This window comes from Niveispirillum sp. SYP-B3756, from assembly GCF_009495745.1.
In the GTDB taxonomy this organism is placed as follows: Bacteria; Pseudomonadota; Alphaproteobacteria; order Azospirillales; family Azospirillaceae; genus Niveispirillum.
In genome coordinates this window covers 1-19069 of sequence record NZ_WIDQ01000006.1, presented here as the reverse complement: position 1 = coordinate 19069, position 19069 = coordinate 1, and the positions used below count along the sequence as shown (strand labels likewise).

General features: G+C 63.4%; 13 protein-coding genes. 3 read left to right on the top strand and 10 right to left on the bottom strand.

The features are described 5' to 3' along the window. Window position 1: 1 nt before the first annotated feature. From GE253_RS13880 to GE253_RS13850, 7 genes are all read right to left on the bottom strand, one after another. On the bottom strand, window positions 2-1195 hold the full coding sequence (locus tag GE253_RS13880; protein ID WP_153204727.1) for an MFS transporter: 1194 nt from the start codon (window positions 1193-1195) through the stop codon (window positions 2-4). Between the two features lie 2 nt (window positions 1196-1197). Beyond that, window positions 1198-2250: a sugar phosphate isomerase/epimerase gene (locus tag GE253_RS13875; protein ID WP_153204726.1), complete on the bottom strand. Its 1053-nt coding sequence runs from the start codon at window positions 2248-2250 to the stop codon at window positions 1198-1200. A 39-nt stretch (window positions 2251-2289) separates the two neighbouring features. Then, window positions 2290-3408 (bottom strand): Gfo/Idh/MocA family oxidoreductase, encoded by a 1119-nt coding sequence (locus tag GE253_RS13870; RefSeq protein ID WP_211101456.1) that lies wholly within the window; start codon window positions 3406-3408, stop codon window positions 2290-2292. Window positions 3409-3426: 18 nt separating this feature from the next. Then, window positions 3427-4758 carry a family 1 glycosylhydrolase gene (locus GE253_RS13865; RefSeq protein WP_153204725.1) on the bottom strand — a complete coding sequence of 444 codons (1332 nt, stop codon included), beginning with the start codon at window positions 4756-4758 and terminating at the stop codon, window positions 3427-3429. A 129-nt stretch (window positions 4759-4887) separates the two neighbouring features. Beyond that, a complete protein-coding gene (locus tag GE253_RS13860; protein ID WP_153204724.1) occupies window positions 4888-5292 on the bottom strand; it encodes a DUF6379 domain-containing protein in 405 nt (134 codons plus the stop codon). Beyond that, the gene (locus tag GE253_RS13855) at window positions 5285-6202 is read right to left on the bottom strand and encodes a TIM barrel protein (protein WP_153204723.1); all 918 of its coding nucleotides are present in this window, start codon (window positions 6200-6202) and stop codon (window positions 5285-5287) included. Before GE253_RS13855 ends, GE253_RS13860 begins: the two co-directional genes overlap by 8 nt. A gap of 75 nt (window positions 6203-6277) precedes the next feature. Beyond that, window positions 6278-8620 carry a TonB-dependent receptor gene (locus GE253_RS13850; RefSeq protein ID WP_211101455.1) on the bottom strand — a complete coding sequence of 781 codons (2343 nt, stop codon included), beginning with the start codon at window positions 8618-8620 and terminating at the stop codon, window positions 6278-6280. A gap of 417 nt (window positions 8621-9037) precedes the next feature. On the opposite strand from GE253_RS13850, the gene GE253_RS13845 reads away from it, so the two are divergent. Continuing rightward, a complete protein-coding gene (locus GE253_RS13845; protein WP_153204722.1) occupies window positions 9038-9757 on the top strand; it encodes a TetR/AcrR family transcriptional regulator in 720 nt (239 codons plus the stop codon). Window positions 9758-10006: 249 nt separating this feature from the next. Continuing rightward, the gene (locus tag GE253_RS13840; RefSeq protein ID WP_153204721.1) at window positions 10007-13324 is read left to right on the top strand and encodes a glycosyl hydrolase; all 3318 of its coding nucleotides are present in this window, start codon (window positions 10007-10009) and stop codon (window positions 13322-13324) included. 29 nt (window positions 13325-13353) lie between these two features. Here GE253_RS13840 and GE253_RS13835 read toward each other — a convergent pair whose 3' ends face one another. From GE253_RS13835 to GE253_RS13825, 3 genes are read right to left on the bottom strand one after another with little or no spacing between them, the layout of a single operon-like run. Further along, window positions 13354-14490: an ABC transporter permease gene (locus GE253_RS13835; RefSeq protein WP_153204720.1), complete on the bottom strand. Its 1137-nt coding sequence runs from the start codon at window positions 14488-14490 to the stop codon at window positions 13354-13356. Further along, window positions 14491-15678, bottom strand: coding sequence for an ABC transporter permease (locus tag GE253_RS13830; RefSeq protein WP_153204719.1), 1188 nt, complete (start codon window positions 15676-15678; stop codon window positions 14491-14493). Window position 15679: 1 nt separating this feature from the next. Further along, window positions 15680-16648 (bottom strand): HlyD family secretion protein, encoded by a 969-nt coding sequence (locus GE253_RS13825; protein WP_153204718.1) that lies wholly within the window; start codon window positions 16646-16648, stop codon window positions 15680-15682. Window positions 16649-16910: 262 nt separating this feature from the next. Between GE253_RS13825 and dld the strand changes: the two genes are divergently transcribed. Then, window positions 16911-18647, top strand: a complete 1737-nt coding sequence (dld, locus tag GE253_RS13820; RefSeq protein ID WP_153204951.1) for a D-lactate dehydrogenase — start codon at window positions 16911-16913, stop codon at window positions 18645-18647. The last annotated feature ends 422 nt before the right edge of the window (window positions 18648-19069 follow it).

The window sequence follows — 19069 nt, the reverse complement described above, 5'->3', positions numbered from 1 at the left end:
ATCAGGCATTCACAGTTGAGGTGGAGCGGTTGCCCGCCGGGATCAGGCGGGCGAGAAACGCGCAGACCAGGGTGAGGATACCCAGTGCCGTCATGGCAGGGGGCAGGCCGCCGGTCAGGCTGGTGGTGACGGCGACGAGGCCACCACAGGCGAAGGTGCCGCTGAAAAAGGCGGTGGCCCAGATGCCCATGCCGCGCCCGCGCTGTTCCAGCGGCAGGATCGCCTGCCCCCAGGCCATCAGGGCGGGGATGACAAAGCCGCCACCGACCTGCTGAATGACCGCCCCCAGCGACACCACCTGCCAGGTCGGACCCAGGCCGATCACCAGTTGGCCCACGCCAATCAGCACGCCGGTCAGCCCCAATAACTGGCCGATAGACCAGTGATGCACCCGGCGATAGAGAATTGCCCCGCCAATATAGGCGATGCTGGTCGCCGACTGGATCAGGCCGATCTGCGTGGACGATCCCGCCCCCTTGGCATCCAGCACGCGGGCGATGTTCAGCGGTTCCACATAATAAAGTGCGGAGGTCACCAGGGTGACGCCACCGATCAGGAACGCCTCTTTCCAGGGATAGGGAAGCTGGGGCCGCGCGGCGGCAGGGCTGCCGCCGGAAGCCTTGGGCTCGTCAATAAACAACAGCGCCATGATCAGGCCGGGAATGGCCAGCAGATAGATGGCAAAGGGGCCGCGCCAGCTGATATCCGCCAGCGCCCCGCCCGCCGCGATCAGGCCCGTACCGGCCACCGAAATGGAAATGCCAACCCAGGCTGTCCAGCGATGGCGCTGTTCACCGAAATAATCGCCGATCAGGGCGCTGGAAATGGTGATGGCAAAGGCCTCTGCCATGCCCAGTACCGCCCGGCTGGCGATGATCAGGCCCAGATCATTCACGAACAGAGGCACCAGTCCGGCCAGCACATAAAGCGCCATGCCGAAGATGAAACTGCGCCGCCGGCCATAGCGGTCGGCAATGATCCCCGCCACCGAGGAGAACAGCGCCGCACAGAAAGACGGTGCGGTGACAATGGCCGGGATCAGGAAACCGGCATTGGGGTGGGCGCCAAACTCGGCAAACAGTTTGGGGATGGCGGGAAACAGGGAGACAATCGCCATCACCGGCAATATCTGGGCGTAAATCAGGGTGATGCCCTTGGCCGTCGTTCCCTGTCCGGCTGTTGTCAGTTTGCTCATGATCACAGCCCCATCAGACGGCGGTTCAGGGCGCGGTCGGCCCCGGCGGCGGCGAAATCATCGAAGGCTTTTTCGGTGACGCGGATGATGTGCCGGTCGATGAAGGGTGCTCCTTCCGCCGCCCCGGCCTCTGGATGTTTCAGGGCGCATTCCCATTCCAGCACGGCCCAGCCAGGGAAATCATATTGCGCCATCTTGGCAAAGATGGCGGCGAAATCGACCTGTCCATCGCCCAGCGACCGGAACCGGCCCGGCCGGTCAACCCAGCCCTGATAGCCGCCATAAACGCCGCTGCGCCCATTGGGCCGGAATTCCGCATCCTTCACATGAAAGCATTTGATGCGGGCGTGATAGAGGTCGAGGAAGGCCAGATAATCCAGCTGCTGCAGCACAAAATGGCTGGGATCGTAGAGGATGTTGGCGCGCGGATGGTTGCCCACCCTGTCCAGAAACATCTCAAACGTCACCCCATCATGCAGGTCTTCACCGGGATGCAGTTCAAAGCCGATATCGACGCCATTTTCGTCAAACACGTCCAGAATGGGCCGCCAGCGGCGGGCCAGCTCATCAAACGCATCTTCCACCAGCCCCGCCGGACGCTGCGGCCAGGGATAGAGATAGGGCCAGGCCAAGGCACCGGAGAAACTGGCATGGGCCGTCAGGCCCAACCGGCGGGAGGCCACGGCCGCCAGCTTCAGCTGTGCCACCGCCCATTCCTGCCGGGCCGCCGGGTTGCCGCGCACAGCGGGGGCGGCGAAACCGTCAAACTGCGCATCATAGGCGGGATGGACGGCGACCAGCTGGCCCTGCAGATGGGTGGACAGTTCGGTCAATGCCAGCCCATGCCGGGCCAACGTGCCCAGAACCTCATCACAATAATCCTGGCTTTCCGCAGCCTTGGACAGATCAAACAGCCGCTGATCCCAAGAGGGTATCTGCACACCCTTATAGCCCAGGCCAGCGACCCAGCCGGCAATGGCATCCAGGGAATTGAACGGGGCGGCATCGCCCGCGAACTGGGCCAGGAAGATACCCGGCCCCTTGATCGTCCTCATCCGCGTTTCTCCCGAATTTGATTTTTGTCTTGGTTTCAGTCAGCCGGTGAAATCCACCCAGCCCGCATTCTCCCGACTGGCCCGCACCGCCGTATCGATAAAGGCCATGCCGCGCAGCCCATCGGCCAGACCGGGCAGCAGGGGAGCAGCATCGCCCCGCAGCAACCGGGCGAAATCGCGGTAGAGATTGGCGAATGCCTCCAGATAGCCCCCCGGATGGCCGCCCGGCGTGCGGCTGGCCTGCAATGCTGCCGGCGACAGGCCGGGGTCGCCGGCCCGGATCAGCTCGCTGCGCCCATCGGCATGGGACAGCCACAGGCTGTTCGGCTCCTCCTGCCGCCAATCCAGCCCGGCCTTGTCGCCATAAATCCGTAAACGCAGCCCGTTGCGCTCACCGACAGAAATCTGGCTGGCCAGCAACACGCCACGGGCACCATTGTCGAAGCGTAATAATATCTGGCAATCATCGTCCAGCGCCCGGCCCGGCACGACGCTGCCCAGATCGGCCAGCAGCTTGACCAGCTTCAGGCCGCTGACAAACTCCGCCAGATGGAAGGCGTGGACGCCGATATCCGCGATGCAACCGCCAATGCCGGCGCTGGCCGGATCAACCCGCCAGGCCGCCTGCTTGCCCACAGCCTCCCCCGCCAGCCAGCCCTGCGGATATTCCACCACCAGCTTGCGGATGGTGCCGAGCGCGCCTGCGGCGATGCGGGCCTTGGCCTCCCGCACCAGCGGATATCCTGAATAGGTGTAGGTGACGCCGAAGGGCAGGCCGGCCCGCGCCACCACCCCTTCCAGGGTCTGCGCCTCTGCCAGTGTCGCCGTCAGCGGCTTGTCGCACATAACGGCGATGCCGGCTTCCAGGGCAGCACGGGCGGCGGTCAAATGGTGGCGGTTGGGGGTGGCGATCACCACCATTTCAATCCCGTCCGCCCGGTCCCGCTCCGCCACCAGCATGGCGTCCAGCGAGGGATAGGAGCGGTCAGGACCAATGCCATAGGCGGCACCGCCCGCGATGGAGCGGGCAGCATCGCTGGAAAAGGCCCCGGCGACCAGTTCGATCTCCCGATCCATTTCCGCCGCCAGCCGGTGAACCGGGCCGATGAAGGCCCCCGGTCCACCGCCCACCATCCCCATGCGGATACGTCGTTTCATGGCATTGGTCCTTGTTGATCAGCAGGCATTGGCGCGGGCAATGGCGCCCAGCACCGCCGCACTGGGCTTGGGCGTACGGGCGAATGTCTGGCGATCCAGGCTATGCAGCCCGTATTGCGGCTTATAGCCAAAGCCCCATTCGAAATTGTCGATCAGCGACCAGTGGAAATAACCCTTCACCGGCACACCATCTGCCATCGCCTTGTGCAGTTCCGTCAGGGCCGCCGGGATCAGACGCTGGCGCACCCCGTCATCGGGGCTATTCACCCCATGTTCGGTGACGATCACCGGCACCTTGGCCACCGAATGGGCATAGCGCACCACACCGGCCAATGAGGCTGGATAGACCTCCGCCCCGCCCATATTGCGGTCACCACCAGCCGGCGGTTCCACCCGCCCCTTGGCGTCCCACAGGGCACGTTCGTAATTCTGCACGCCGACAAAATCATCCTGCTGTGCGGCGCGCAGCCAGGGGGCGTAGAGCTGTTCGCGCACGCTGTCGCGTTTGCTGGTATCTTTGCCCACAGCCTGATCATCGATCATGGCCAACGTCACGCCGACGGGCAAATTGCTGCGTTCTGCCTTGATGGCCTGCCGGCCCAGCGCATGGCCCTTCAGCAGATGGGCCTGAACGACGACAGGATCGGGGTACCAGACATTGTTACCGGCCAGGAACAGTGGCACGCCAAAGCGCTTGGCCACCGCCTCACACGCCGCCTTGTCCGCCGGCAGCAGCCAGTTGCTCACCGAAGGGGGCAATATTGAGGGCAAATGCCCCGCATGATTGGGTTCATTCAAGGTGGCGGCATAGGCGATGCCATCGCCCAGATGCGCCGCCGCCTTGGCGCAAAAGCGGGCGAACAGGTCCGGCGCCTCTGGGTTATGCCAGCCGCCGGCCAGCGCGAACCAAAGCGGGTTGGAGAAATGGTTGAAGGTCACCACCGGCTTCAGTCCGCGCGTGTGGCAGCCCTCGATGATGCGCTTGTAATGGTTCAGCATGGCGATGGAGAATTCGCCCTGCCGTGGCTCAATCCGCGCCCATTCCAGGCTGAACCGATAGGCGCCCAGCCCCATATTCTTGACCAGATCCAGATCGACCGGCCAGAGCATGAAACTGTTCGCCGCGTCACCCGCCACATCGGCATAGGGAGAACCGGGGGCGCGCTCCGCCGTCCAGACGTCGGAATTGATGTTATTGCCTTCCACCTGATAGGCCGCCGTGGAAGCCCCCCAGAGGAAACCTTCCGGAAACTTATGGGGGCCCGTAGCCGCCATGGCGGGCAAGGCGCGGGTAGCAGCCGCAACACCCAGACCGGCCAGGCCCAAACCCATTTGCCGACGATTCAACATCGCATTTCACTCCCGTGTTTATTGGCATTTTAATTGTCCCGCCATCGATCATTCCCGCCTGCTTTGCACTGGGGAATGACCGATTTCGGTCTTATCCTATTGAAATAACCCACAAAAATTCAGGAATTATCAGGGCAGGATGATCGTGGCGTGGCGCGCATCGCGCACGAAAACCGGCTGGAATTCCGGCGGGAAATAGGGATGGCGGAAGCGGATGGAGCTGGCGACATGGTGGACGCCCGGCGCCAGCCCGCCCGCCTTGGGCACGATCACCGTGAAATAGGTGCCGACATAGAGGCGCGCCACCGTTTCCTCGGCCATCTCAGCATGGCTATATTCCCGGTCACCCACGCGGATGCGGCCCTGTTCGGCGGGATATTCCACCCCGTCAATCACCAGATCGACACCTTCGATCAGGCTGAGGCGGGAGCTGCGGTAATTCGGCTGACGGATACGCACCTCAAAGCCGGTACGCGCCCCCACCGGGCCGATATTGTGGAAACCGGTGCTCTGGATATGGCTGCGCTCAAGCATGGACGTTCCCCCCGTGCGCGGCATCGTATTCGGCTTCAAGCTTGCGGATCAGCGCGTGCTGGCGGCGCACCTGCTCAATCGATACCCAGGGGTCGCGGGCCCCTTCATATTCGCTGGACAGATAGCCGGCATAGCCCAGCTTCTTCAGCATCGGCACGATCCGGTCCCACGGGATGTGGTGATCGTGCAGATTTTCATCGATATGGTGGAACTTGGCCTGGATGAAGGGCACGTACTGGATGACATCCGCCAGATGTTCCACCGGCACCTTGATGCCGTTCAGGAAGCTCAACGCCTTTTTGCGGATTTCATCGGTTTCCCCCCCGCCCCATTTGTTCAAGGGACGGTCCTGGAAAATGCCGGTATCGATCATCAGGCCGAAATTCTTGGTGCCCGTGCGTTCGATGAAGGCGATATAGGCATCCGTCACCGGGTGCTTGATCGGCGTGGGGGAGTGGATTTCCGGCAGGATCACAATGTCCAGCCGATGGGCCAGATCCAGATTGCGTTCCACCGCCGGCTGCCAGATCGGATCGGGCGTCAGCTCGCCATCGATCACGCCGAATTTCGGGCGCAGGAACTTGAAGCCCAGCCGATGGGCCAGCCGCAAATCCTGCGCAATCTGTGCGGCCCCCTCTTCGACGCTCATATTGCGGCCGATGGTGATACGGGTATCCACCCAGGCCGCCATGTTGGTCGGCTCCAGCTGATACCGGTCCAGCAGGGCAAACCAACTATCCAGCCAGGCCGTTGTCGGCTCCGGATATGTCGGAATGCTGGTTTCGCCCAGGATCTCGATACCGGTGGAGCCTGTGCCGGCGACATGGTCGAAGGCATCCTCCAGGCTCATCACCGTGCCCAGATCTTCGGTGTAGCTGTAAAGCGACACCCCATATTTGAACGCGCTCAAGGCGTTGCACTCCCTCTTGGCTCAAGGTACCGGTCGCCCGGCCGGGGGGAATACGCGCCCCCGGCCGGGGCACACTCAGAAGTTCACGCCCATGCGCACGCCAATGGTGCGGACAGAGTCGTAATTGAAGCGCTGAACCAGGGTCAGGGTCTTGGCATTCACCGCATCGCCCGGCTCATTCCCGATATTGAAAGGCCGGATCTGGTTGAAGCAGTTCTTGCAGAACAGGCCGGCTGACCAGGACTCCGCCTTGATGGAGAGATTGAGATCGAACCGGTCGGTGCTGGGGATGGTCATTTCCGGGGCAAAGCCGGAATTCAGCGGCGAGCGATGGTAATAGGTGACGCCCACCGAGCCATCCAGGCTTTCCGTCAACGGGGTGGTGTAATCCGCCGTCAGCGTGCTGGTGAACTTCGCCGACAGGGGCACGCGCCGCCCGCTGGCATCAAAGGTGGCATTGATGGCGCAGCTGGAGTCCGGCTGCGTGGCATAACACTGTGCGCCCGGATAGGAATTGAACTTGGCATCCACATAGGACAGGGATGCGCCAAAGGTCAGCCCACGCGCCGGACGCACCTGCAGGCCGACATCAATACCCTTGGTGGTAGCGGTCGCCGCATTGGCCAGGGTACTGGTCTGCAGCGCCTCATTAAAGGCCTGAACCTGCAAATTGCTGAAGCGGGTGTAGAAGGCGGCGGTGGAGACAACCAGCTTGTGATCCAGCAGGGCCGACTTGATACCGACCTCCCCACCTTTGGAGATTTCCGGCTGCACACTGATATCCGCCCCCCGTGCCGGCGAGGAGTTGGAGAAGCCCGGCCCCTTATAGCCCCGGCCATAGAAACCGTAGAGCAGGGTGTCCGGCACTACATCGTAATCAAGACCAACCTTCCAGCTGAAGTTGGTATTGTCGACCTTGCTCCTGCTGACATTGTTGGGCACGCCGAGCGTGACGAAATATTTTCCGGTATTTTCGATCAACTCGATCGATGCCTTGTCATAGGTCAGGCGCCCGCCGGCGGTCAGTTTCAACTGTTCCGTCAGGGCATAATTGAACTGGCCGAAGCCGGCATAGCTGCGCACCTTGCTCTGCAGACTGGAATCCTGACCCAGGAAATAAAGGTTGTTGACGCTGCAGGCCGGCGGCGGTCCCGCCGTTACGGTAGCGCCAATGCAGAAGGGGAACTGCGGCAAGGCGGGCGCGGGCAGATTATTGAAACCACCACGCTGGACCTGATTATCCGTATTGCTCTGGAAGTAATAAAGACCGGCCTGTCCACCAAACGGCCCGTCATCCGGCAATGCAACGCGCAGTTCTTCAGAGAACTGATTATACTGGCTGGCATTGGTGTTGGTGTTCAGGAAATTGACAGGGGTCTGGTCGGAATCGCTGGCATAAGACTGGTCCAGTTTCCGCCAGGCAGAAATGCTGGATATTTCCAGACCATTGTCGAACGCATAGGCAAATTTGGCCTGTGCACCGCCCATTTCCAGATCGCGCCAGGCCGGGCCATCGGTGGCCATGTCCAGATTGTCGGGACCGGGCACCACACCGGCCGATGCCAGGATGGACCGATATTGGGTATTGGGACCAAGCGACCGGTAGGTGGCGTCCCAGAAGCCGGAAACACCCCGATTTTTAAAGTAATCACCGCCGAGATTGACCGTGAGACCATTGCCGGGATCGGCCAGGAACTTCACACGGATGGCCTTTTGTTCCACATCACCATCATTCCGGCCCACCGGCTTGCCCAGGTTTCGTGTCAGCGCATCCTGTGAGCTGTAGGTTCCGGCAATGCGCAGGGCGCTGGTGTCGGTGATCGGCACATTCAGGGCCGCCTGGTTACGAATGCCCAGCCCGTCGGAACCGGGGCGGCTGCGGCTGGTGCCTTCAGCATTCACATAGCCGCTGGTCTCCCCCAGCTTCGGATCAACCGTGGTGATATTGACAAGGCCGGCCGAAGCGTTCTTGCCGAACAGCAGACCCTGCGGGCCGTTCAACACCTCCACCCGCTGCACATCATAAAGCGCACCGGCAGCGAAAGCGGGGATACCCAGAACAACATCGTCAATGACCTGCGAAACCGTCGATTCGACGGTCGGCGAGAAGGTATTGGTGCCGATGCCCCGGATGGAGAAGCTATCATCGCTGCCCGTCTGCAGGCTGGGCGTCAGCTTGGTGATGGTGCTGAGATCGCTGACCCCATTGGCCGTCAGGACATCTGCCGTGACAACGGATACGCTGGCCGGCACCTTCAGCACGCTTTCGCTGCGGCGCTGCGCGGTGACAATGATCTCGCCGATTACATCCTCTTGCGCAGTGGCTCCCGTCGCACCCTCCTGCGCCTGGGCCATTGCAGGTGCCATGACGGCACAGGATGCCAGCAGCAGCATCTTGATGGTCTTACGGTTTTTCATTCTTGGACCTCCCTCTGTTTTGTCTTGTTTAGGCAACCCCCGCTCAGGTGCGCCGCCGCGATGCCACGGGCATGTGCCGTGACCGACCTTTCTCCCTGCGGCTGATGGACGACCTCCCTGGTTGGGATATTCTCTTGCGTCGATATAGAATTGGAATATAATTTTAGTATGGTGATCAGGAACGGATGTCAAGCGCTCTTGATTGTTCCGTCGCCAAATCACGAAAACCCGCCCGCACGGCGACGGTCGGGAAAACGAAAATAGGGGTCAATGATTTGATATAATTAGATAAAATATAAATTCTGCCTCCCCGTCTCACCGGCACCATTCCTTTGCCGGGGCGGGTATCTTGCGATGTTGCGCAACGGACGGCACTGCCGAGAGAGGTTGCGAAACATGGACGCTTCGGAGTAAGCAATGCTGATGATCAAACAGGTGAAATCGTCCAAGGGCGCACAAGCCGTTCCCCGTGCCCGCCATGCAATGGCGGTGGCACCGGCGGACGATCCGGCGCTTGCGCCCGCGGAACGAGGGCCGGTACAGGGGCGCAGCCAGGCTTCCCTGAAACGGATGCTGGCCGCCGCGCGCAACCTGATGCTGGAACGCGATGGGGAAGATTTCACCCTGAACGATGTCAGCATGACCGGCAAAGTCTCGATCGGCTCCATCTATCACCGGTTTGCCAGCAAGGATGATCTGGTCCGCGCCGTGCTGGAGGCGGAGATGAAAGAGATCGAGGCCGGCGAAACGCTGGTGCAACAGCGTTCGCTGGAGCAGAGCAGCAGCCTTGATCAGTTTATCTCCTTGTATATTCGTGATTTTTTTGAGGTCTTGAAGAAGCACTCCCTGTTCATCCGGTTGAATATCCGTCGCGCTGCCACCGACCCGGCCGCCGCCATGCTGGGTGACACGCATGAACAGCGGGCGGCGCAGCGGCTGCATACGGCGCTGACGGTCTATGCCACGGATATTCCCGGCGATCTGGATCGGAAGGCCTCCTATTCCATGCTGATGATTTTCTTTGCCCTGGCCTGGCAGCTCACCCCCGAAATGCCGCGCCCCACCAAACCGCAGCAGCATCCGGATTGGGTGATCATTGAGCTTTGCACGATGATCACCTCCTATCTGAAGAACTGATCTCTCCCGGCGCCGGCCAACGGCGCCGCTCGCTTCAGGGGCGCCCCCCAGCAGGGCCTGTTCGCCCCCCCCCTTGCACATAAATGAACGACTTTGGAGAGTGAGCCTGATGATCACGCTTCATACCGGCGGCACGAAATCATGACCAAAGGTCACGCTTTCGTGCCCCTCAATCGCCGGCGCCAGCATCCGCTGGCTTGGCTACGCCGCACGAACGGCGCGGCGGCCGTCGCAGCATTACCAACGGTCATGAAGGATGACCGTTGGTATCAGTCCCTGCGCGCCGCTGCCCTGGCCGCAACCCTGCTGCTGCCCCCGGCGGCCATGGCTGCCGATGCCGCCGGCACACTGGAGCAGCAGTTCCGCACCCCGCCCGCCTCCGCGCGTCCCCATGTCTGGTGGCACTGGATGAATGGCAATATCAGCGCGGATGGGGCGAAACTTGATCTGGAATGGATGCAGCGGGCCGGCATCGGCGGCGTGCAGATTTTCGAAGGCAATCTGGAAACGCCGCAGCTGGTCCCCGAACGGCTGATCTATATGTCGCCGGCCTGGAAGGCCGCCCTGCGCAGTGCCGTCGCCAAGGCCCAGGAACTGGGGCTGGAGGTCGCCATCGCCTCTTCACCGGGGTGGAGTGCGACGGGTGGCCCCTGGGTCAAACCCGAAGCGGCAATGAAAAAACTGGTCTGGAGCAGTGTCACCCTGTCGGGCGGAAAGCCGCAGCGGCCCGCCCTGCCCCAGCCCGCCGGCACGGCCGGCCCCTATCAGGATATTCCGCAGGCCACGATCAAGCCGGGGGCGGGTGTGGGGCCGGCCTTCTACCGCGATATTGCCGTGCTGGCCTGGCCGACAAGGGCCAAACCCTTGCCCAGCCCGCACGTCACCGCCAGCAGCGGCACGGTGCCGGCCGGGATGCTGGCGGATGACCAGTTCGGGCCGACCATCGATCTTCCCTTCAGCGGCCCCGAATCCGCTGCCTGGGTGATGCAGAGCTTCGAGAAGCCCGTCACCATCCGCTCTGTGGTGGTCGGCCAGCCCGGTGCCCGCGGCTTCGGCGCCGCCACCCCGCCCTTGATCCGGCTGGAGGCAAGCGATGATGGCGTCTCCTTCCGCCCCGTCGCCACATTGCCGGCCACCCGTTCCCCGGTGCGCTCTGCCGCCTTCGCGCCGGTGACCGCACGGCATTTCCGCCTCACCTTGTCAGTGTCGGCGGCACCGGCCGGGGGGCCGCCGCCCTTTGCGGCCGGTGTCGTGATGCCGCGCTTTCCGGCACCGCCGGCCCTCTATCGCCTGTCGGAATTCCGGCTGGACAGCGCACCGCGCGTGCACCGCGCGGAGGAAAAGGCGGGGTTTGCCGCTGCCGATGATTATGACGCCCTGGCCACCCCGGCGGCGGCGGTGGACAGCGCCCCCGCTGCGGCCGATGTGGTAGATCTGACCAACCGGCTGCGGCCCGACGGCACGCTGGACTGGACCCCGCCGGCCAGACAATGGCGCGTGGTCCGCTTCGGCTATTCCCTGACCGGGCACCAGAACGCCCCCGCCCCAGCGGAGGCGACCGGGTTGGAGGTGGACAAGCTGAGCGCCCAGCATGTCGCCGATTACGCCAACCATTATTTCGGCCTGTACCGCGCGGCGGTGGGGGATGGGCTGATCGGCGACAAAGGTATCCGCGCCCTGCTGAGCGACAGCATCGAATCCGGTCCACAGAACTGGACGGAAAATATGCTGGCCGAATTCCGCGCCCGTCGCGGTTATGATGCTCTGCCCTGGCTGCCCGCCCTGACCGGCCAGATCATCGGCGGTGCCGACGAAAGCGACCGTTTCCTCTGGGACTTCCGCCGCACCATCGCGGAACTGCTGGCGGAAAAACATTATGGCACCCTGGCGCGGGTGGCGCGGGAAAATGGGCTGCGCTATTACGCCGAAGCGCTGGAGGATCATCGCCCCCAGCTGGGCGATGATATGGAGATGCGGCAGCACGCCGACATTCCCATGGGCGCCATGTGGACCCTGCCGAAGGGCGGCGCGCCGAAACCCACCTTTGTTGCCGATCTGCAGGGGGCGGCCTCCGTCGCGCATATTTACGGCAAGAAACTGGTGGCCGCCGAGGCCTTCACGGCCTTTGGCCAGCCCTGGGCCTTTTCCCCCCGCGACCTGAAGCCCACCGCCGATACCCTGTTCGCCCTGGGTGTCACCCGGCCGATCATTCATACCTCACCGCATCAACCCTTCACCGACGGGCGGGCACCCGGCCTGGCGCTGGCCCCGGTGCTGGGGCAATATTTCAGCCGCACAGAGACCTGGGCGGAGCAGGCGCGCGGCTGGACCGACTATCTCGCCCGCTCCGCCTATCTGCTGCAACAGGGCCGCTCCCGGCAGGACATCGCCTATTTCTATGGGGAGGAGGCGCCGATCACCGGGCTTTACGGTGATGCGCCACCGGCCGACCTGCCGGCGGGCCATGGCTTTGATTTTGTCGGTGCCGATGCGCTGCTGAACCAGCTCTCCGTGGATAAGGGCGATCTGCTGGCCAAAAGCGGGGTCCGTTACAAGCTGCTGGTGCTGGGCGGCAGCAGCCAGCGGATGACCCTGCCCGTACTGCGCCGGATTGCCGAGCTTGCGGCAGCCGGGGCCACGATTGTCGGTGCCAAGCCGCTGGGCTCCCCCAGCCTTGCCGATGATGCGGCGGCTTTCCAGGCGCTGGCCAACCAACTTTGGGCATCAGGCCGCATCCTGCCGGACCTGCCATCGGCGCTGCAGGCCCGGCAACTGACACCGGACTGGGATGCCGGCCCGCTGACGGCAAATCTCGCAGTGCTGCACCGGCAGTTGGATGATGGCGATCTTTACTTTGTCAGCAACCGCAGCGCCGAGCGCCTGACCGGCCCCATCCGCTTCCGGGTCAGCGGCAAGGCGCCGGAACTGGCGCGGGCGGAAACCGGGTCGATCGAACCGGCCGCCTACCAGATCGCCGATGGCCGCACCCAGGTGCCATTGTCGCTGGAAGGGCACGAGGCGCTGTTCGTGCTGTTCCGCAAACCGGCCACAGCCGACAGTCTGGCCCTGACAGCACCCGCCCTGCGCCCCGCCCTGCCCTTGACCGGCCCGTGGGAGGTACGCTTCCAGCCCGGCCGGGGTGCCCCGGCCGCACACCGGTTCGACACGCTTGTCTCCTGGACGGCGATGCCGGAACCGGGCATCCGCTATTTCGCCGGCACCGCCCGCTATCACCGCGAATTTGACCTTCCCGCCACCATGACTGCGCACAAGCAGCCAATCTGGCTGGACCTGGGCGACGTGCGGGAGATGGCGGAGATCATGATCAATGGACAGGCGGCGGGCCTGTTGTGGCACCCGCCTTACCGGACCGAGATCACATCCCTGCTGAAGCCGGGCCGCAACCGGATAGAGGTACGGGTAACCAATCTCTGGGGCAATCGTCTGATCGGCGACGCCCAGCCCGGTGCTGAGAAAATCACCTATACGCAGGCACCCGCCTATACCGCAGAGGCTCCACTGATCCCGTCAGGCCTGCTGGGTCCGGTGCAGCTCTTGACCCGGTAACAATCGATGGGAACCGTGACCTTGAGCCTTTACCGTTGGTGCTTGGTTCCTCGCCATGCTGTCAACAGCATGGCGAGCAGGCCATAGCCCAGGGCCAGCCCCCACAGCAGGGCCACATGCCGACCGATATCGGCCGGCGAGGCCCCCATCTGCGCCACCGCCACCAATGCCTCAATGGCGGTGCTGCTGGGCAGCAGGTGGCCGGGCAGTCGTACGAATTCCGGAATCGCCTCCGGTGGCCAGGCAAAGCCAGCCATGAAGAAGAAGGGCAACCCCATTGCGGCCATGACCAGCTGCACCGTCAGCGGTTTGCGGAACAGGGCGGCGATCACCTGCCCCAGCCCCGCCACAGCCAGCACAAAAGGCAAGGCGGTGAAGAGGATCAGCCATACCGGGCCCAAGCGCGGAATGCCCAGAAACCAGGGCATGGCGACCAGATAGAAGCATAAGGCCAGACATTGCAGCGGCAGCACGGCCAGCAACCGGCCCAACACCAGGGCTGCCGGTCCGACCGCCACAGCATCCTGCCCGCGCGGCAAGGTGCAGAGCAGCCCGGTGCCGATCAGCAGGATCTGCTGAAGGATCAGCACGAAGGCCGCCGGCAGCAAATAGGTGGCATATCCCCCTTGTGGGTTGAACAGGGCCACGGCGGTCAAGGGCAGCGGGTCGGTGGCCGCCGCGGCCACCCCTGGATCGACACCCGTGGCGACCAGCCGGCCTGCCTCCACCTCCGCTCCGAAGGCACGCGCCACACCTGTGACACCGCCTGCCAGGCGCTGATAGAGCAGAAGATAGGACGCATCGGCGTAAAGGGCCACGGGCGCCGCCCTTCCATGTAGCAGATCGCGCTCAAAATTGCGGGGTATCAGCAGCACCCCGTCCAGCTGTCGCGCCAGAACCTCCCGCTCCGCCGCCGCCAGATCGGGCAGCACGGCGGCCACCGCCACGTCGGACGAGGCATCGACGCGGCGCACGAACTCACGGCTGGCGACAGTGCCATCCTGATCCACCACGGCCAGCGGCACGTCACGCAAGGCCTCGTTCAGATAGGGCTGCGGGTAGAAGGCGGCGTAGATCAGCGGGGCCAGGACCAGCACGGAAAAAACCGGCCGCAGCCGGAAGATGCGGCCCAACTCCCCCCAGGCAATGGCAAGCAGCTCCCGCATTCATACCTCCCGCTTGCCGGCCTGCCGACGCAGTTGCAGCAGCCGCGCCACCGACAACAATCCCAGCGCCAGGACGAAGACAGCCAGAATGCCGACCGGCTGCCAGGACAGGGCCAGCGGCGTTGTCCGCAATGTCTGGTCAATCCGGGCGGTCAGATACCAGGTGCCGGGCAGCAGCGCCCCCCAACCCTGGGCAAAGGCGTTCATCCCGATGCGGGGAAAGCCGATCCCCATATAGCCAAAGGCCGGTGCGGTCAGGATACTGGCAATGCTGACCGCCATGGCCGTCGGCCGCAACAGCAGGGCCAGCAGCAGCCCCGCAAGCTGGCAGGCCAGGATGAACAGCACACTGGCCAGCAACAGCAGCCAACCTTGCCCGCGCAGCGGCAGGCCCAGCACGTCGAAAAGTACCGCATCCGCCAGGCCCAGCACGGCCAGATAGATCAATGTATAAGGCAGCAGCTTGCCCGCCAGGGCCGGCCCGATCCCGCCGCCCAGCCGGCGCAGAATGCGCACCCGGTGCATCGTCTCCAGATCCAGGCCAGCGGCATAGGCCATGCCGGTGAAGATGGCCACCTGCAGCAAGCTGGGGATCAGCGCTGCCAGCAGGAAATGGGCATAGTTCAAGGTGGGGTTGAACAGGGCGTGGTTCTGCACCGGGATCGGGGCGATGGCGGCGCGGGCCCCTTCCACCGGCTGGCCCTGCGCCGTGCGCAGCGACAGGCGGATTCCAGCCGCCACGGTGGACAGGGCCCCGTTGACCCCGCGCAGCACCAGCCCCCCGCTGGTCATGGTCTGATTATTATAGAAAAACACCACTTCCGGCCGACGTCCGGCCCGCGCATCGCGCTCCAGATCATGCGGCAGCATCAGCAAGCCGTGAATGCGCCCGGAAAGGATCATCCGCCGCCCTTCCGCCAGATCGGCCACACGTACCGCTACAGCCGTTTCCGGTGCGGCATCGACGGTGCGCACGATGGTGCGCGACAGGTCCGATCCGTCGAGATCCAGCACGCCGATGGCCAGCCGCGTGGCCAGTCCCTGACTGAAGATCAGGATCAGCACGGTCATCAGGGCCAGCGGCACCAGCGTGGTCAATGCCAGCAGCAATGGCCGGCGGCGCAGACGCGCCAGTTCCCGCCGGAAGACCAGGGTGAAACCCGGTTGATGGCCGCCATGTCCCTTCATTTCAGCGATCCCGCGCCGCCCAATCGGCAATGGCACTCATCCCCGGTCGCAGGCCGGTGACCGGTTCTGCCGGCTTGGCCCGCACCTCGAAGGTGCGCAGGTCGAAATCACCCGTGGCACGGGTCGCCCGCCAAGTCGCATACTGCCCCTGAACATTGATCATGGTGACCCGCACAGGAAGCGGCTTGGTGCCCACAGCCGGCACGGTCACCGTGAACCCGTCCCCCACCTTCAGCCCTTTCAGCAGATCTTCCCGCAGATTGAAGGTGAACCAGACATCGCTCAGATCGACCAGGGAAAAGATCGGCGAACCGGGGCTGAAATTCTCCCCCAGTTCGGCAATACGGGTGGTGACCTGCCCATCCACCGGAGCGCGAATAATCAGTTCGGCAACGTCAACCTCCCGCTGGTGCAGGGCGGCCTCCGCCTGTTTCACCTGCGCTTCGGCCAGGGCCTTTTCCTCCGGGCTGGCGCCGTCGGTGGCCAGTTTGACGGCCGCCCCCGTCGCGTCCCGCTTGCGCAGGGCCGCTTCCAGGTTGCGGGCGGCCTCATCCAGCCGGGACTGGGCGCTAACCCCGGAACTGATCAGCTTGACCTGACGGTCATAGCTTTCCTGATAGAGCTTGACGTCGGCGGCAGCGGCCGCCATTTCCGCCCGCCGCGCCGCGATGGTTTCCGGCCGGGTGCTGCTGACCCGCGCCAGATCGGCATTGGCCACATTAAGTGCCGCCCGCGCCGCCAGCAGGCTGGCCGCCAGCTGCGGGCTTTCCAGCTCCGCCAGGACGGTACCCTTCTTGACATTGTCACCCACATTCGCGGCCAGCGTCAGCACACGGCCGGCCACACGCGGGCTGATATCATAGCGGTCGGCCGACACCTCGCCCTGCACCGTCAGCGGTGGCGGGCGGGTCGCCAGCCAGAGGATGATGACCAGTGCCAGCAGCGCCCCGACTGCGGCGATCTTGCGCATCGACTTCACGTCCCGATCCTTTACTGACAGAGATCAGAGTTCATTTGGTTGCTGGACTGCCCCAGGATATTATCCCGGTAGTGTGCTGTATGGATTTCTGGAACCTATTAGTATGGCGAGTAAACCATATAGCTCTCGGATAGGTTTGCCAGCTTATTTGACATATTTACCGGTTAAATGCTTATTTCGCAACTGCACACTTTTCGCTAACGGCCACGCGGCATGGAGAAACCTGATGTCCCTGGCGCCATCAACCGACAAGATGTCATCCCCCCTGCCCGTCTCGCCCGACGCCGGTGTTTTTCTGGCGCGGCTGCGGGAAATTGTCGGGCGGCGGCATGTGCTGACCGATGATGCAGCCACCCGGCGTTACCGCATGGGCTATCGGTTCGGTGGGGGACGGGTGCTGGCGGTTGTCCGGCCCGGCAGTCTGGTGGAGCAATGGCGGGTCGCCCAGGCCGCCGTGGCGGCCGGCAAGATTATCATCATGCAGGGGGCCAATACCGGCTTGACCGGTGGCTCCACCCCCGATGGCGATGACTATGACCGCGACATTATTCTGATCAATTGCTTACGCCTGCGGAAGGTACAGTTGATCCAGGACGCCCGACAGGTCATCTGCCTGCCGGGCGCAACACTGGACCAATTGGAGAAACTGCTGAAACCCTTGGGGCGGGAACCCCATTCCGTCATCGGCTCCTCCTGTATCGGCGCCTCCGTCTTTGGCGGTATTGCCAATAATTCCGGCGGCTCCCTGGTCCAGCGCGGCCCGGCCTATACCGAACTGTCGCTGTTCGGCCAGGTCGGGGCGGATGGGGTGCTGAGGCTGGTCAATCATCTGGGGGTGACGCTGCCCGATGATCCGGAACAGATGCTGACCCGGCTGGAGGCGGGTGCCTATGCGCCGTCCGACATTGATCCCGATGCCGGGGCCGCGTCAGACCGCTTCTACAAGGAGCATGTGCGCGATATCGATGCCGACAGCCCGGCCCGTTTCAATGCCGATCCGTCGCGTTTGCGGGAAGTGGCGGGTTGCGCCGGCAAGTTGCTGATGTTTGCGGTGCGGCTGGATACGTTTCCGGCCGAACCGGAAACCCGGGTTTTCTATATCGGCGGCAACCAGCCCCAGACGCTGACCGGCATCCGCCGCCACATCCTCTCTACCTTCAAGCATATGCCCGTGGCGGGGGAGTATATGCACCGTGATGCCTATGACATCGCGGAACGCTATGGCAAGGACACGTTCCTGGCCATCAACCATTTCGGCACCACGCGGATGCCTTTCCTGTTCGGTCTGAAAAGCCGCTTCGATGCCCTGGCCGACCGGTTGGGTTTCCTGCCCGCCCATCTCAGTGACCGGGTGCTGCAGGCGATCAGCCGCCTGTTTCCCCCGCATCTGCCCCGGCGGATGGCCGAATTCCGCCACCGCTATGAACATCACCTGATCTTGAAAGTCGCCGGCCCCGGCATCGCGGAAACAGCGGCCTTCCTGAAAGAGTTCTTCCAGACGGCCGAGGGGGCTTATTTCGAATGCACGGCGGAAGAAGGAGCGAAAGCTTTTCTACATCGCTTCGCCGCCGCCGGAGCAGCCATACGTTACCGCGCGGTCCATGCCAGCACCACGGGCGGCATGGTGGCGCTGGATGTGGCGCTGCGCCGTAATGATGCGGACTGGCTGGAACAATTGCCTGCCGCGTTGGATCGGCTGCTACCGGTAAAACTCTATTACGGGCATTTCCTCTGCCATGTCTTTCATCAGGATTACATCGTGGCGCCGGGATGCGATCCGCTGGCCATTGAACATCAGATGTGGAAATTGCTGGACGCGCGGCGGGCCGAATATCCGGCAGAACATAATGTCGGGCATCTCTATCAGGCCAAGCCGGCCCTGCGGGCGTTCTACAAGGCGCTGGACCCTTGCAACTGCCTTAACCCCGGTATCGGGCAGACAAGCAAGGCCGCCCATTGGGCTGATGAGGGGACGGACACGGCTTTTTGAGGGCGGGCGACAGGTGATGAGGCTGCCCCATGCATGATCATACCTGTCTCCCTTGATCGTGACCGATCCGGGGAGATTTTGCATTCCCTCAATTGCCGGCGGCACATGCCTTACGGCAACAGTGGCCGCGATACCAAGCTACGACGGGTGGGACTCATCGCAGCTTGGTATTAATGGTGATGGTTTGGCCGGGGGCAAGGGTCAACCCTATAGCGGATGCAGGCTCCTCTAGCGCCACCTGCGTTCGGCTAAACGCAGGTGGCGTTATGCTATGGTTTGTTAACCGAACCACCCGGCTACGTCGCCGGTCTGGCCCAGGATGGTGATGGTTTGGCCGGCGGCAAGGGTCAACACGGTGTTGCCGTTTACCACCGTGGCGGAATTGATGATCGCCGCCATATCCATGCTGGGATCGTAAAGGG

Bases quoted from the DNA above. Each gene is read 5' to 3' on its own strand.
- GE253_RS13845 (WP_153204722.1), top strand. From the start codon at position 9,038: ATGCTGATGATCAAACAGGTGAAATCGTCCAAGGGCGCACAAGCCGTT.
- GE253_RS13880 (WP_153204727.1), bottom strand. From the start codon at position 1,195: ATGAGCAAACTGACAACAGCCGGACAGGGAACGACGGCCAAGGGCATC.
- GE253_RS13830 (WP_153204719.1), bottom strand. From the start codon at position 15,678: ATGAAGGGACATGGCGGCCATCAACCGGGTTTCACCCTGGTCTTCCGG.
- GE253_RS13865 (WP_153204725.1), bottom strand. From the start codon at position 4,758: ATGTTGAATCGTCGGCAAATGGGTTTGGGCCTGGCCGGTCTGGGTGTT.
- GE253_RS13875 (WP_153204726.1), bottom strand. From the start codon at position 2,250: ATGAGGACGATCAAGGGGCCGGGTATCTTCCTGGCCCAGTTCGCGGGC.
- GE253_RS13835 (WP_153204720.1), bottom strand. From the start codon at position 14,490: ATGCGGGAGCTGCTTGCCATTGCCTGGGGGGAGTTGGGCCGCATCTTC.
- GE253_RS13850 (WP_211101455.1), bottom strand. From the start codon at position 8,620: ATGAAAAACCGTAAGACCATCAAGATGCTGCTGCTGGCATCCTGTGCC.
- GE253_RS13860 (WP_153204724.1), bottom strand. From the start codon at position 5,292: ATGCTTGAGCGCAGCCATATCCAGAGCACCGGTTTCCACAATATCGGC.
- GE253_RS13870 (WP_211101456.1), bottom strand. From the start codon at position 3,408: ATGAAACGACGTATCCGCATGGGGATGGTGGGCGGTGGACCGGGGGCC.
- dld (WP_153204951.1), top strand. From the start codon at position 16,911: ATGTCATCCCCCCTGCCCGTCTCGCCCGACGCCGGTGTTTTTCTGGCG.
- GE253_RS13840 (WP_153204721.1), top strand. From the start codon at position 10,007: ATGAAGGATGACCGTTGGTATCAGTCCCTGCGCGCCGCTGCCCTGGCC.
- GE253_RS13825 (WP_153204718.1), bottom strand. From the start codon at position 16,648: ATGCGCAAGATCGCCGCAGTCGGGGCGCTGCTGGCACTGGTCATCATC.